The 13,804-nt window shown below is 73.5% G+C and carries 11 protein-coding genes; 4 read left to right on the plus strand and 7 right to left on the minus strand.

The features are described 5' to 3' along the window. Positions 1 to 44: 44 nt before the first annotated feature. Both DEJ43_RS08005 and DEJ43_RS08010 read right to left on the minus strand, forming a co-directional pair. Positions 45 to 1,313 (minus strand): SWIM zinc finger family protein, encoded by a 1,269-nt coding sequence (locus DEJ43_RS08005; protein ID WP_015032822.1) that lies wholly within the window; start codon positions 1,311 to 1,313, stop codon positions 45 to 47. Then, the gene (locus DEJ43_RS08010; RefSeq protein ID WP_015032823.1) at positions 1,310 to 4,156 is read right to left on the minus strand and encodes a DEAD/DEAH box helicase; all 2,847 of its coding nucleotides are present in this window, start codon (positions 4,154 to 4,156) and stop codon (positions 1,310 to 1,312) included. Before DEJ43_RS08010 ends, DEJ43_RS08005 begins: the two co-directional genes overlap by 4 nt. A gap of 208 nt (positions 4,157 to 4,364) precedes the next feature. On the opposite strand from DEJ43_RS08010, the gene DEJ43_RS08015 reads away from it, so the two are divergent. Both DEJ43_RS08015 and DEJ43_RS08020 read left to right on the plus strand, forming a co-directional pair. After that, positions 4,365 to 4,703 (plus strand): hypothetical protein, encoded by a 339-nt coding sequence (locus tag DEJ43_RS08015; protein WP_041662237.1) that lies wholly within the window; start codon positions 4,365 to 4,367, stop codon positions 4,701 to 4,703. A gap of 74 nt (positions 4,704 to 4,777) precedes the next feature. Continuing rightward, the gene (locus DEJ43_RS08020) at positions 4,778 to 5,047 is read left to right on the plus strand and encodes a DUF6343 family protein (RefSeq protein ID WP_041663742.1); all 270 of its coding nucleotides are present in this window, start codon (positions 4,778 to 4,780) and stop codon (positions 5,045 to 5,047) included. A gap of 87 nt (positions 5,048 to 5,134) precedes the next feature. On the opposite strand, the gene DEJ43_RS08025 is transcribed toward DEJ43_RS08020, so the two are convergent. The 4 genes from DEJ43_RS08025 to rpsA form a co-directional block, all read right to left on the minus strand. After that, the gene (locus DEJ43_RS08025) at positions 5,135 to 5,518 is read right to left on the minus strand and encodes a tetratricopeptide repeat protein (protein ID WP_041663743.1); all 384 of its coding nucleotides are present in this window, start codon (positions 5,516 to 5,518) and stop codon (positions 5,135 to 5,137) included. Between the two features lie 123 nt (positions 5,519 to 5,641). Continuing rightward, positions 5,642 to 6,247, minus strand: a complete 606-nt coding sequence (gene coaE, locus DEJ43_RS08030) for a dephospho-CoA kinase (RefSeq protein WP_015032826.1) — start codon at positions 6,245 to 6,247, stop codon at positions 5,642 to 5,644. 31 nt (positions 6,248 to 6,278) lie between these two features. Beyond that, complete coding sequence (locus DEJ43_RS08035; protein ID WP_015032827.1) at positions 6,279 to 7,217, minus strand: PAC2 family protein; 939 nt, start codon at positions 7,215 to 7,217, stop codon at positions 6,279 to 6,281. A gap of 178 nt (positions 7,218 to 7,395) precedes the next feature. Continuing rightward, on the minus strand, positions 7,396 to 8,907 hold the full coding sequence (gene rpsA / locus DEJ43_RS08040; protein WP_015032828.1) for a 30S ribosomal protein S1: 1,512 nt from the start codon (positions 8,905 to 8,907) through the stop codon (positions 7,396 to 7,398). Positions 8,908 to 9,254: 347 nt separating this feature from the next. Between rpsA and DEJ43_RS08045 the strand changes: the two genes are divergently transcribed. Continuing rightward, positions 9,255 to 10,094 carry a class I SAM-dependent methyltransferase gene (locus DEJ43_RS08045; RefSeq protein ID WP_015032829.1) on the plus strand — a complete coding sequence of 280 codons (840 nt, stop codon included), beginning with the start codon at positions 9,255 to 9,257 and terminating at the stop codon, positions 10,092 to 10,094. Positions 10,095 to 10,184: 90 nt separating this feature from the next. Beyond that, the gene (gene hrpB / locus DEJ43_RS08050) at positions 10,185 to 12,830 is read left to right on the plus strand and encodes an ATP-dependent helicase HrpB (protein ID WP_041663745.1); all 2,646 of its coding nucleotides are present in this window, start codon (positions 10,185 to 10,187) and stop codon (positions 12,828 to 12,830) included. Here hrpB and pgfA read toward each other — a convergent pair. After that, positions 12,799 to 13,794 (minus strand): cell envelope lipid trafficking protein PgfA, encoded by a 996-nt coding sequence (gene pgfA, locus DEJ43_RS08055; RefSeq protein ID WP_015032831.1) that lies wholly within the window; start codon positions 13,792 to 13,794, stop codon positions 12,799 to 12,801. The genes hrpB and pgfA overlap by 32 nt on opposite strands. Between the last annotated feature and the right edge of the window lie 10 nt (positions 13,795 to 13,804).

Raw genomic sequence — 13,804 nt, forward strand, 5'->3', positions numbered from 1 at the left:
TTGACCGGTTTCACTCCATCGAGTGGGGCCCGTTCGTGTGTGCGTCAACGCCCCAGGAGGTCGGTGAGGGCCCCCACCGGATCACGGTCGGGGGCGCCGCGCGGCCACCAGTCCTCGCGGCCGGCGTCCGACTCGTAGCCGTACCAGAGGCCGTCCCGGCCGAGGCGGAGCTGGAGGGACTCGGTGGAGAGCCGGTTGCGCCAGGGCCGGAACGCGGGGAAGTCGGCGGCGATCAGCGCGGGTCTGGCCCGGTCGAACGGACCGGCCGGCGGATCCCAGGGCTCCTCCAGTACGGCGAGACCGGCGGCCCCGCCCTGTCTCCAGGCGGCGACGGCCCGCGCGAGGTCCGTCGGGGTGCGGTCGAGCGCGTACGCCAGGTCCCGGTAGAGGGCGCGGGTCGAGGCGGTGAGCCCGGAGCCGGGGTGGGCGGCGGCCAGCCGGACGGCGTCCTGCCACGGGGTGAGCGCGGCGACCGGGTCCTGCCCGGTGACGAGGAACGCGTGGGCGCGGGCGGCGGCTTCGGAGGCCAGGAGGTCGAGCGCGAGCGGGTCGGGGGCCGCCGGGTCGGGCGGGAAGACGGCGGGCCGGCCCGGCCGGTCCGGGAGCGGCAGCGGAGGGGGCAGCGGCGGCCCGGCCCGCTCCGCCGCCCCGAGCACCGCGCGGGCGGGAACGGTGGGCATCGGCGGCGCGGCGGCGCTGGTCTCGGCGGCGGACAGGGCGGCGTTGCGCCGGGTGAGCTCGGCGAGCAGCTCCTGCTCGCCGCGGCCGCGCATCAGGAAGAGGACGAACGGGTCCTCGTCGAGCAGCCGCGCGGCCTGGTAGCACAGGGCGGCGGCGTGCTTGCAGGGGTAACCGTCGTCCGGGCAGGAGCAGTCGGGGACGAGGTCGCCCGGCGCGGGCAGCAGTCCGGCGACCGCCTCCAGGGCATGCGGCACGTCCTTGTCGAGCAGCGCGGCGATGTGGTCGGGGCGGGCGGTGGCCTCGTCGAGGAAACGCTCCCAGCCGTCGTCGCCGAGGGTCCGCATCCTGATCTCGGTGCGGTACGGACGGGGACGGCTGCCGTGGACGTAGGCGACGACCCGGCCGGGGGTGACGGTGATCGCGTCGACGTGCCCGCGGCCCGCGTACGCCTTGCCGCGGGCGAGCCGGGCCGGGTCGAGGGCGGTGTCCTCCAGGGCCTCCACCCAGGCGTTCCCCCACCAGGTGGCGGCGAACCGGCCGTCGGGCGCCTCGCGGGGCGCGACCTGCGGGAAGCTGCGACGGCGGTCGTCGTGGCGGGGGGCGGCTCCGCGCGCGCCCCGTGGGGTGGTCACGAGGGCCTCCTCAGGGACACCAGGTCGGCGAGCTCCCGGTCGGTCAGTTCGGTGAGGGCCGCCTCGCCGGAGCCGAGGACGGCGTCGGCCAGCGCCCGCTTGGCGCGGAGCATCTCGGCGATCCGGTCCTCGACGGTGCCCTCGGCGACGAGCCGGTGGACCTGCACCGGCTGGGTCTGCCCGATGCGGTAGGCGCGGTCGGTGGCCTGCTCCTCGACCGCCGGGTTCCACCAGCGGTCGTAGTGGACGACATGGCCGGCCCGGGTGAGGTTGAGGCCGGTGCCCGCGGCCTTCAGGGAGAGCAGAAAGACGGGGACCTCACCGGCCTGGAAGCGGTCGACCATGCGCTCCCGCTCGGCCACCGGGGTGCCGCCGTGCAGGAGTTGGGCCTGGATGCCACGCGCGGCCAGATGGTCGGCGAGGAGCCGCGCCATCGACACGTACTGGGTGAAGACGAGCACCGACCCGTCCTCGGCGAGGATCGTGTCGAGGAGCTCGTCGAGCAGGGCCAGCTTCCCCGAGCGGCCGGCCAGGCGCGCGGTGCCGCTGCCGCGCGGCGCGGCCTCCTTGAGGTACTGCGCGGGGTGGTTGCAGATCTGCTTGAGCGAGGTCAGCAATTTCATGACGAGGCCGCGGCGGGCCATGCCCTCGGCCTCCTCGATCTGCGCCATGGTCTCGCGGACGACCGCCTCGTACAGCGAGGCCTGCTCCCGGGTGAGGGAGACGGGGTGGTCGGACTCGGTCTTGGGCGGCAGTTCGGGGACGATGCCGGGGTCGGACTTGCGGCGGCGCAGCAGGAAGGGCCGCACGAGCCGGGCGAGCCGCTCGACGGCCTCCTCGTGCTCGATCTCCTCGTGGTTCTCGACGGCGCGGGCATGCCGGGAGCGGAAGGCCTTGAGCGGGCCGAGGAGTCCGGGCGTGGTCCAGTCGAGGAGCGCCCAGAGTTCGGAGAGGTTGTTCTCCACGGGGGTGCCGGTCAGCGCGACCCGGGCGGGCGCGGGGATCTCCCGCAGTGCCTTCGCGGTCGCCGAGAACGGGTTCTTGACGTGCTGGGCCTCGTCGGCGACGACCATGCCCCATTCCCGCCCGGCCAGTTCGGCGGCGCTCGTCCGCAGGGTGCCGTAGGTGGTGAGGACGAAGCCTCCCTCGGTGCCGTCGAGGTCGCGGTCGGTGCCGTGGAAGCGCCGCACGGGCACGCCGGGGGCGAACTTCCCCACCTCGCGCTGCCAGTTGCCGAGCAGCGACGCCGGGCAGACCACGAGGGTGGGGGCGGTGCGGGCGCGCCGCAGATGGAGGGCGATGAGGGTGACGGTCTTGCCGAGGCCCATGTCGTCGGCGAGGCAGCCGCCGAGGCCGAGCGAGGTCATCAGGTCCAGCCAGGCGAGACCGCGCAGCTGGTAGTCGCGGAGGGTGGCGGTGAGCCCGGGCGGGGCCTGCACGTCCTCGGGTCCCGCGAGGAGCCGGTCACGGAGCGCGGCCAGGGCGCCGACGGGGACGGCGGGCACGGTCTCGCCGTCCACCTCGGCGGTGCCGGTGAGGGCGACGGCGAGGGCGTCGACCGGTTCGAGCAGGCCGAGTTCCCGCTTGCGGGCCTTGCGGACGAGGTCGGGGTCGACGACGACCCATTGGTCGCGCAGGCGCACGACGGGCCGGTGGGCCTCGGCCAGCCGGTCCATCTCGCGCTCGGTGAGCGGATCGCCGTCGAGGGCCAGCTGCCAGTTGAACCGCAGGAGTTCCTCGCTGTCGAAGAACGCGGTGCCGTCGGTGGCGGAGCCGGGCGCGGCGGTCCGGACGACGGCCGAGGCGCTGAGCGAGCGGGCCAGCTCGCGCGGCCAGTGGACCGCGACCCCGGCGTCGGCGAGCCGGGCGGCCGCGGGGCCGAGCAGCTCGTACAGCTCGTTCTCGGTGACGGCGAGGACATCGGGCACGTCCCGCTCCAGGAGCCGGCCGAGCGGGGGCCAGACGCGGGCGGCCCGGCGCAGGGCGAGGACGGCGTCGATCCGGGCCCGCGGCCCGAAGTGCTCGCCGTCGCCCGCCCAGAGGGCGGTGGCGTCGATGACGAGGGTCGGGTCGGCGAGGCTGTGGACTTGGAGGACCGCGGCGGCGGCGTGCCGCTCCCCCGCGGGGGTGTCGGTGGTGTCCGTGCCGTCCGCCGTGTCGAACAGTTCGTACGGCGAGAGGTCGAGGCGGAGCGAGACCCGGACACCGGCGTCCATCCCGGCCGCCGCCTCGGCGGCCCAGGCACGCGCGCGGGGCAGGTGCTGGGGCTCCCGGGCCGCGAACGGAGCCCCCACCGCGTGCGCGGCGGCCGGGGTCCTGGGCAGGGTGTCGGCGACGGCGTCGAGGAAGGCGCGCACGAGGGCCTCGGGGTCGGGCAGCCGCAGCGGCCCGGTTCCGGGGACCGGCACGGCGTGCGCCTCGTACGGCAGGGCGGCGGCGACGGCCCGCAGGTGGGCGATGTCGTCGGCGTCCAGCGGGCCGGCCCGCCAGGCGTCCAGGTCGTCGGCGGTCAGCCCCGGCAGCATGCGGCCCCGGGCGGCCAGATGCAGGGCGTGCAGGGCGGCGGCGCCCCAGCCGGCCGTCGCGGGGTGGGCGGCCGGGTGGTGGCGGGCCTCGACGAGACGGGGCAGGGCGGCGTCGATCGGGAGGGTGAGGGCGGGGACGGACCGGCCGCGGGCGCCGCTGCCGTGCCGCCGGGCGACGGTCAGCTCGACGCGCTCCGCGCCGCTGTCCCCCGGGTCGGGCAGCGGGCGGCCGTCGGGCGCCCAGAACGCGACCCGGCCCTCGCGGGGCAGGGCGGCCGGCAGGAAGACGGCGGCGCTGGTGATCCAGGTGTGTGCCACGGCTCCGCTCCTTCCTGTCGGTGTCACGTTCTGCGACTGGACCTCCGACCTTACGGCGGGGGTCTGACAACGGCCGCCAGGCCGGTTCGCCCGGGCGGCCCAGCAGCGGATGACACGGGGCCCCGGGGGCGCGAAGGTGGCCTGGACCGGGTGCACCCGAGCCGCCGCCGGGCCGCCCGCCCTGGACTCCGACAGAAGAGGAACCGCCATGTCCGTTCGCCGGCGTCTCACGACCGCCACCGGGGCCGTGCTGCTCACTCTCTCCGTCGCCGGCTGTTCGAGCCTGGGCCGCACGATGGTCGGCACGCTCTCGTACGAGACGGAGCGCGAGTTCGTGGTGACGGAGACCAGCCCCTCGGTGAACGGCTGCCACCGCCTCGTCGCCCCGAGCGGGGTGACCAGGGTCGAGAACAACACCTTGGTCGACATCAGGCTGTTCCCGACGCGCGACTGCAAGGGGAAGCACAACATCTACCTCCCCAGCAACAGCAGCAACAGCGTCGGGCCGGACGCGCTGCCGTGGCGCAGCTACAACGTCATCCACTAGACGGTTCCCTCGGCCCGCCGCGGGGTCCATCCTGGAAGTGCCCCTCAGGGCTCCGACGGGAGATGGTGACCGTCATGCGTTCCGGGAACGAACCGGCGACCGCGCGCAGCCCCCTGCGCATGCGCTTCTGGCTGGGCCTGTGGGGACTGCTGTGGGCCGCCTTCGGGACGACCGTCTTCGCGCTGCTCGGCCGGCCCGGATGGGCCGCGGCCTGCGGCGTGCTGTTCCTCGTCGTACTGGTCGACCTGACGATGGTGGTGCGCCACATCCGCCAGGGCCCGCACTGGCAGCCCGGCCGGAACATCCCGCCGTACGAACCGGATCACGGCGGCGGCGGACGCTGAGCGCCCGCCCTTCCTGCTCCGCCCCCCCTGCTTCCCCGCCCTCGTCTTCCGCCGCCTGCGTCTTCCGCGCCCTCGTCTTCCGCGCCCTTAGTTCCCCGTGTCGAACTTCTCCGTGTCGAACCCGGCGGCCTGGAGGTACTCCGGCTTCGGGTCGAGCGCGGCGGCGAGCCGGAAGTGCCGGGTGGCCTGGGCGGTCTGCCCCGAGCGCTCGAAGGTGCGGGCCAGCGCGAAGTGCGCGAAGGCGTTGTCCGGCTCCCGCTCCAGGACCAGCTCGAACTCCAGCTGGGCCGGGCGCAGCTGCGCGGCGGCGAAGAACGCACGGGCGCGCAGCAGGCGTGCCGCCGTGTTCTCGGGGTGGGCGGCGATCACCGAGTCCAGCAGCTTCACGGCGCCACGAGGGTCCCGGGCGGCCAGCAGGTGCTCGGCGGCGCGGAAGTCGATGACGTGCGTTTCCGGGTTTCTGTCGGCCACCATGGCATCCTTCCCCTTCGATCAGGTGGTTGAACACCGGACCCGGCACCCTCATTCCGCCGCCCGGCGCCGCCCGGGCCGTCCTCCGCCGTCCGCCACCGGCCTCAGCGGGGCGGGGCGGTGCTACGCGGATTCCGACGCGCGGCGCTCCAGCTCGTCCCAGACCTTGCGCACCTGCGGTTCGAGCGCGTCGAGCGGTCCGTCGTTGTCGATCACCAGCTCCGCGACGGCAAGCCGCTGCTCCCGGGTGGCCTGGGCGGCCATCCGGGCCCGCGCCTCGGACTCGGCCATGCCCCGGAGCCGTACCAGCCGGTCGAGCTGGGTCTCCGGGGAGGCGTCCACCACGACCACGAGGTCGTACAGCGGCGCGAGACCGTTCTCGGCGAGCAGGGGCACGTCGTGGACGACGACGTCACCGGCGCCCGCCCGGCTCTCCAGCTCCGCCGACCGGGCCCCGACCAGCGGGTGCACGATGGCGTTGAGCGTGGCCAGGCGCTCGGCGTCGGCGAAGACGACGGAACCGAGCTTGGGCCGGTCGAGCGTCCCCTCAACGGTGAGGACCTCGGGCCCGAAGGCCTCGACGACCGCCGCCAGACCCGGGGTCCCGGGTTCGACGACCTCGCGGGCGATCCGGTCCGCGTCGATCAGCACGGCCCCGTACGAGACGAGCAGCCGTGACACTTCGCTCTTGCCGGCGCCGATCCCGCCGGTCAGGCCCACCTTCAGCATGAGCGGCAGCTTAGGGCCTGGCCCGGGCGGGTCAGGCGTCGCCCTCCCGCTCGGCGAGGAAGCGCTCGAACTCCCGGCCCAGCTCGTCCGCCGACGGCAGGTCCACGGGCTCGGCGACCAGGCTGCCACGGGTCTCGGCCCCGGCCGCCGCGTCGTACTGGTGCTCAAGGCCCTGGACGAGCGCGACCAGCTCCTCGTCGCCCTCGCCGATCTGGCGGTCGATCTCGGTCTGGGTGCGGCGGGCCTCGGTGCGCAGCGCGTGGGCGACCCCGGGGAGGACGAGACCGGTGGCGGCCGTGACGGCCTCCAGGGCGGTCAGCGCCGCGTCCGGGTACGGGGAGCGGGCCACGTAGTGCGGCACGTGCGCGGCCACGCCGAGGGTGTCGTGACCGGATTCGGTGAGCCGGTACTCGACGAGGGCTTCGGCGCTGCCGGGGACCTGGGCCTCGTCGAAGGGGCTGCGGTGCCCGGGCATCAGGTCGGTGCGGCTGCCGTGCGGGGTGAGGCCCACGGGGCGGGTGTGCGGCACGCCCATGGGGATGCCGTGGAAGTTGACGGAGAGGCGCACACCGAGGCGCTCGACGATCTGCCGGACGGCGACGGCGAACCGCTCCCACTCCACGTCGGGCTCGGGGCCGGAGAGGACCAGGAAGGGGGCTCCGGTGGCGTCCTGGACGAGGCGGACCTCGATGGACGGCGTCTCGTACGCGGTCCAGCGGTCGCGCCGGAAGGTCAGCAGCGGGCGGCGGGCGCGGTAGTCCACCAGCCGGTCGTGGTCGAAGCGGGCGACGAGCTGGTGGGGAAGGGTGTCGAGCAGGCCGTCGATGATCTGCTCACCGGTCTCGCCCGCGTCGATGTAGCCGTCGAAGTGGTACAGCATGACCAGCCCGGCCGACTCCTGCGCCAGTGCCAGGTCGACGACGGCCAGACCCTTCGCGTCCCACTCGTACAAATCCTGGGGATCAAGCACGATTACCGCTCCTCCTCGTGTTCTCTCTGGGAACGTCTCGCGCCGCACCGCCATTCCCGCGCGGCGTGATCTTCCGGCGAACGATCTTCGGAGGCTTCCCGGACATGACCGAGGCCCGCTCCCCCGGAGGGGAGCGGGCCTCGATTCGCTAGCGGCTAGCGCTCAGCGCAGAGCCTGTTCAGCTCTGGCCGCCGGCCAGCTTCTCGCGCAGGGCGGCGAGCGCCTCGTCCGACGCCAGGGCGCCGGAGTTGTCGTCCGACTCCGAGGAGTACGAACCACCCGAGATGCCCGCACCGGCGTTGCCGGCGGCCGGGGCGGCAGCGCCCTCGGCAGCGGCGGCCTCGTCGGCCTCGCGGGACTTGATGACCTGAGCCTGGTGCTGCTCGAAGCGAGCCTGCGCCTCGGCGTACTGGGTCTCCCAGGCCTCGCGCTGGGTCTCGAAGCCCTCGAGCCAGTCGTTGGTCTCGGGGTCGAAGCCCTCGGGGTAGATGTAGTTGCCCTGGTCGTCGTAGGACGCGGCCATGCCGTACAGGGTCGGGTCGAACTCGACCGAGGCCGGGTCGGCACCGAAGGACTCGTTGGCCTGCTTCAGCGAGAGGCTGATGCGACGACGCTCGAGGTCGATGTCGATGACCTTGACGAAGATCTCGTCGTTGACCTGGACGACCTGCTCCGGGATCTCCACGTGGCGCTCGGCCAGCTCGGAGATGTGGACCAGACCCTCGATGCCCTCGTCCACGCGGACGAACGCACCGAACGGAACCAGCTTGGTGACCTTACCCGGGACGACCTGACCGATCTGGTGGGTCCGGGCGAACTGCTGCCACGGGTCCTCCTGCGTCGCCTTCAGCGACAGGGAGACGCGCTCGCGGTCCATGTCCACGTCGAGAACCTCGACGGTGACCTCCTGGCCGACCTCGACGACCTCGGAGGGGTGGTCGATGTGCTTCCAGGAGAGCTCGGAGACGTGCACGAGGCCGTCGACGCCACCCAGGTCCACGAAGGCACCGAAGTTGACGATCGAGGACACGACGCCCGAACGGACCTGACCCTTCTGGAGGGTCGTGAGGAAGGTCTGGCGAACCTCGGACTGGGTCTGCTCCAGCCAGGCGCGGCGGGACAGGACCACGTTGTTGCGGTTCTTGTCCAGCTCGATGATCTTCGCCTCGAGCTCCTTGCCCACGTAGGGCTGGAGGTCGCGGACACGACGCATCTCGACGAGGGAGGCCGGCAGGAAGCCACGGAGGCCGATGTCGAGGATGAGACCACCCTTGACGACCTCGATGACGGTACCGGTGACGATGCCGTCCTCTTCCTTGATCTTCTCGATGGTGCCCCAGGCGCGCTCGTACTGGGCACGCTTCTTCGAGAGGATCAGGCGGCCTTCCTTGTCCTCCTTCTGGAGAACCAGGGCCTCGATCTCGTCGCCGACCTTGACGACCTCGTTCGGGTCGACGTCGTGCTTGATCGAGAGCTCGCGGCTCGGGATGACACCTTCGGTCTTGTAACCGATGTCGAGCAGGACCTCGTCCCGGTCGACCTTCACGATGACGCCGTCGACGATGTCGCCGTCGTTGAAGTACTTGATCGTCTCGTCGATCGCGGCGAGGAAGGCTTCCTCGTTACCGATGTCGTTGACCGCAACCTGCGGGGTGGTGCTGGTGGCGGTGGTCTCGGTGCTGCTCGTCATGTGGGAAAGGGCTCCGGTTACGGACAGAAAGTCGTAGGTACTGCTACGCCGAGAGCCCGTATCGCACCAAGAAGCCGGACAGCCAATGAGGCCCCACTTCCCACCAGGGGGAGGAGCCTCGAAAACCGAGGGGACATACAACAGGTACGAGCGCGGCCTGCTCCGTCTGAGGCGCGCAGGCCCGCAGCGCAACCTTTAGCATACGGGGGCGGCCGGACAGGGTCAATGCGCGAAGCGCGCACCCGGGGCAGATCCACTCAACTCCGGCACCACTCGTGTCTTTCCACGCCGCGAAGGTGGGGTCCGCCGCACGGCGGCACTGAGCGCAAACTACATCGGCGGGCGAGATGAACCAAGAGTACGGACACGAAGTCACGCGGGACTCGGACGAGGACGAGGCGGAGGCGACCCGGCGTGACGCGGGGGACGCGGAGAGCAGCAGGGCGAACCGCGGCTGGTGGGACAGGAACGCCGACGAGTACCAGAGCGACCACGGTTCCTTCCTCGGCGACGACCGCTTCGTTTGGGGTCCGGAGGGGCTCGACGAGGCCGACGCGGGGCTGCTCGGTCCCGCCTCCTCGCTGAAGGGCCTCGACGTGCTTGAGATCGGCGCGGGCGCGGCGCAGTGCTCGCGCTGGCTTGCGGCGCAGGGGGCGCGGCCGGTGGCGCTCGACCTCTCGCACCGGCAGTTGCAGCACGCGCTGCGGATCGGCGGAGAGGTGCCGCTGGTGGAGGCGGACGCCGGCGACCTGCCGTTCCGGGACGGTTCCTTCGACCTGGCGTGCTCGGCGTACGGCGCGGTGCCGTTCGTCGCCGACCCGGTGAAGGTGTTCCGGGAGGTGCGGCGGGTGCTGCGGCCCGGCGGCCGGTGGGTGTTCTCGGTGACGCACCCGATCCGGTGGGCGTTCCCCGACGAGCCGGGGCCCGAGGGCCTGTCGGTCGCGGCCTCCTACTTCGACCGCACTCCCTATGTCGAGCAGGACGAGCGGGGCGAGGCGGTGTACGTGGAGCACCACCGGACGATCGGCGACCGGGTACGGGACGTGGTGGCCGGCGGGTTCCGTCTGGTGGACCTCGTCGAGCCGGAGTGGCCGGAGTGGAACAGTCAGGAGTGGGGCGGCTGGTCCCCGCTGCGGGGGAACCTGATCCCGGGCACGGCGATCTTCGTCTGCGAGCGCACGGACTGACGACCAGCGGCGCCGCATTCGTCATATGAACAGGTGGGTCCTGTGGACAACGGGACCCACCTTTTTCGCGTCGCGTACGAGACTGAGTGCGTGATCCGAAACGACGCTCTCGACCGTCTCCCCGTCCGCCACGCCGTCCCCGAGCTGCTGAGCGCGCTCGACCGGCGCGGTACGGCCGTGTTGTCCGCGCCTCCCGGCACCGGCAAGACGACGCTCGTGCCGCTCGCGCTCGCGGGTCTCATAGGGGAGGGGCCGAGGCGCCGGGTCCTGGTGGCCGAGCCGCGCAGGATGGCGGTCCGGGCGGCGGCGCGGCGGATGGCGTGGCTGCTCGGCGAGGAGGTCGGCGGAGCGGTCGGCTTCTCGGTGCGCGGCGAGCGGCGGACGGGGCCGGCGACCCGGGTCGAGGTGGTGACCACGGGCATCCTGCTCCAGCGGCTCCAGCGCGACCCGGAGCTGGCCGGCGTGGACGTGGTGCTGCTCGACGAGTGCCACGAGCGGCATCTGGACGCCGACACGGCGATGGCCTTCCTCGTGGACGTACGGGCCACCCTGCGGCCGGAGCTGAAGCTGATCGCGGCTTCGGCGACGAGCGACGCGGCGGCGTGGGCGGATCTCCTCACCGTCCTGGACGGCACCGGGCCGGCGCCGGTCGTGCGGAGCAAGGGAGAGGGGCACGGCTGCCGGGTCTACTTCGCGGCGCCGCCGTCGGGCATCCGGCCCGCGCACGGCACGTGGGTGGACCCCGCGCTGCTGCGGCACGTCGCCGCGACGGTCCGGCTCGCGCTGGAGCGGCACGAGGGGGACGTCCTCTGCTTCCTTCCGGGTACGGGGGAGATCGCGCGGACGGCCGGGCTGCTGGCCGACGTCGACGCGGAGGTGCTCCAGCTGCACGGGCGGGCTCCGGCGGCGGTGCAGGACGCGGTGCTGCGGGGCACCGAGCCCGGCGGCCGGCGCCGGGTGGTGCTGGCGACGTCGGTGGCGGAGTCCAGCCTGACGGTGCCGGGGGTGCGGGTCGTGGTGGACTCGGGGCTGGCCCGGGAGCCGCGCACGGACCACGCTCGGGGCCTCGGCTCGCTGGCGACGGTGACGGTCTCGGAGGCGACGGCGACCCAGCGGCTCGGCCGGGCCGGCCGGGAGGCCCCCGGATCCGTGTACCGCTGCTGGGCGGAGGCGAACGACGGGGGCAGGCCGCGCTTCCCGTCCCCGGAGATCAAGGTCGCGGATCTCGCCGACTTCGCCCTGCGGGTGGCCTGCTGGGGCGATCCGGCGGCGACGGGCCTCGCGCTGCTCGACCCGCCGCCCGCCGGGGCGATGGCGGCGGCCCGCTCGGTCCTGGAGTCGATCGGGGCGGTGGACGCGGGGGGCCGGGCCACCGATCGCGGGGTGCGGATGTCCCGGCTGGGGCTGCATCCCCGGCTCGGCCGCGCCCTGCTGGACGGTGCGGCGGAGGTGGGGGTCAGGCGGGCCGCGGAGGTGGTGGCGCTGCTGAGCGAGGAGCCGCCGCGGGAGTATGGGGACGATCTCGCGGCGGCCTGGCGGGCGGCCCGCCGGGGGGCCGACGGGTACGGCGCCCGGTGGAAGGCGGAGGCCCGCAGACTGGAGCGGTCGGCCGCCGACGCCTTGGGCAAGGGGGACGCGGCGGCCGGGGGTGCGGCCGCCGATGCCCTGGGCAGGGGGGACGCGGCCGGGGGCGTGGCCGCCGGCGCGCGGGGCGGGGCCGACGCGGCGACTGGGGGTGCGGCCGCCGGGTTCGGTGACGACGGGGTCGCCGGTCTGGTGACGGCGCTGGCGTTTCCCGAGCGGGTGGCCAGGGCGCGGGAGCAGGGGGGCTATCTGATGGTGTCGGGGAGCGGGGCCCGGCTCGCCGAGGGTTCCGGGCTGCGGGCCACCCCGTGGCTGGCCGTGGCGGTGGCGGACCGTACGGCCCGGGACGCGACGGCCCGGGTGCGGCTGGCGGCCGTGGTGGACGAGGAGATGGCGCGGCGGGCGGCCGGGCATCTGCGGTCCACCGGTGAGGAGGTCCGCTGGGAGGACGGGGACGTGGTCGCGCGCTCGGTGGACCGGCTCGGTGCGGTGGAGCTGACGGTCCGGCCGCTGGGGGCGAGGGCGGAGCCCGCGCTGGTGCGGGAGGCGCTGCTGGACGGGCTGCGCCGTGAGGGGCTCGGTCTGTTGCGGTGGAGCCGGGAGGCCGGGGAGCTGCGGGAGCGGCTCGCCTTCCTCCACCGCGAGCTGGGTGACCCGTGGCCGGACGTGGCGGACGGGGCGCTGGTGGAGCGGGCCGGGGAGTGGCTGGAGCCGGAGTTGTCCCGGGCGGCGCGGCGCGCCGATCTGGGGCGGATCGACGCCGGTGAGGCGCTGCGGCGGCTGCTGCCGTGGGCGTCGGGCGAGGCGGGCCGGCTGGGTGAGCTGGCTCCCGAGCGCATCGAGGTGCCGAGCGGTTCCCGGATCCGGGTCGAGTACGGGGGCGAGCGGCCGGTCCTGGCGGTGAAGCTCCAGGAGATGTTCGGTCTGGCGCAGACGCCCCGGGTGGCGGGGGTGCCGGTGCTGGTCCATCTCCTCTCCCCGGCGGGCCGGCCGGCGGCGGTCACCGCGGACCTGGCGTCGTTCTGGCGGGACGGCTACCGGTCCGTCCGGGCGGAGTTGCGGGGGCGGTATCCGAAGCACCCGTGGCCGGAGGACCCGTCGACGGCGGAGCCGACCCGGTTCACGAGCGCGCGGCTGAGACGGGAGGGGTGAGCGGGCCGGTGGCGGGTCCCGATGAGGGACGGCGGGAGCGGGCCTCCAGCCAGAGGGCGAGGGCGAGGAGGATCAGGGAGAGGAGGGTGAGGCTCCAGGGGAGGTAGGAGACGAGCAGGAGGATCGTGAGGCGGTTCGAGGAGACGTACTCCCCGACGCTCCTGATGTAGTCCTCGCGCATCTTCACGTGGCCCTCGAAGACCGTGAGGGTGTCCTGGCCCATCAGCTTCCCGGCGTTGCGGAGTTCCTCCTTGTGGATCTCCTCGCCGTTGAGGGGGGCGCCGGTGACCGGCTCGATCCAGAACATCCGCTTGGTGGTGTACCAGCGGGTGAGGCCGGAGTCGGCGATGACCTCCGGGGGGATCTTGACCGGCATGGTCTTGGGCATGGGGACCTTGGTCCAGGGGATGGTCTGCTCGAAGTAGTAGACCTCCGTGCCCCGGAAGGTGCGGGTGCCCCTGTAGTGGATGGGGGCCGAGGTGCGGGTCTGGGCGTCGAAGTACTGGTAGTCCCGCTTCTCGGTGAGGAACGGCCACTTGAACTCGATGCCCTCGCGCCGGACCGGCTCGCCGTCGACGGACTCGCCGGTGGCGTGGACGGGGTCCTGGCTGTGGGCGTCGAAGATGTAGCGCTCGGGGATCTTGGAGACCATCTTGCCGTCGGGGCCGGTGATGTAGGCGAGGGCGTCCCAGACCACGACGTCGCGTCCGGCGTCGCGTTCGATGCGCCGTGACTCCTCCACGTTGCCCTTGAGGGTCTGGATGATCGTGATCTTGTCGACCTTCTCGGACTTGAGCGTGGAGTAGTTGAGGAGGGTCGCGGGCTTCGCCTCCAGGACGGTCTCCTGGTACTGGTTCGGCGGGATCTTGGCCAGGCGCGGGAAGGCGTACCAGCGCAGGGTCGGGGCCATCGCGACACAGAAGACGGCGAGGGCGAGCAGGACGAGGCTGGCTCGGCGGCGCACGGTCGGCTCC

The organism is Streptomyces venezuelae ATCC 10712 (assembly GCF_008639165.1).
GTDB lineage: Bacteria > Actinomycetota > Actinomycetes > Streptomycetales > Streptomycetaceae > Streptomyces > Streptomyces venezuelae.

Coding starts and splice junctions, on each gene's coding strand:
- DEJ43_RS08045 (WP_015032829.1), top strand. CDS start 9,255: ATGAACCAAGAGTACGGACACGAAGTCACGCGGGACTCGGACGAGGAC.
- DEJ43_RS08020 (WP_041663742.1), top strand. CDS start 4,778: ATGCGTTCCGGGAACGAACCGGCGACCGCGCGCAGCCCCCTGCGCATG.
- DEJ43_RS08015 (WP_041662237.1), top strand. CDS start 4,365: ATGTCCGTTCGCCGGCGTCTCACGACCGCCACCGGGGCCGTGCTGCTC.
- rpsA (WP_015032828.1), bottom strand. CDS start 8,907: ATGACGAGCAGCACCGAGACCACCGCCACCAGCACCACCCCGCAGGTT.
- coaE (WP_015032826.1), bottom strand. CDS start 6,247: ATGCTGAAGGTGGGCCTGACCGGCGGGATCGGCGCCGGCAAGAGCGAA.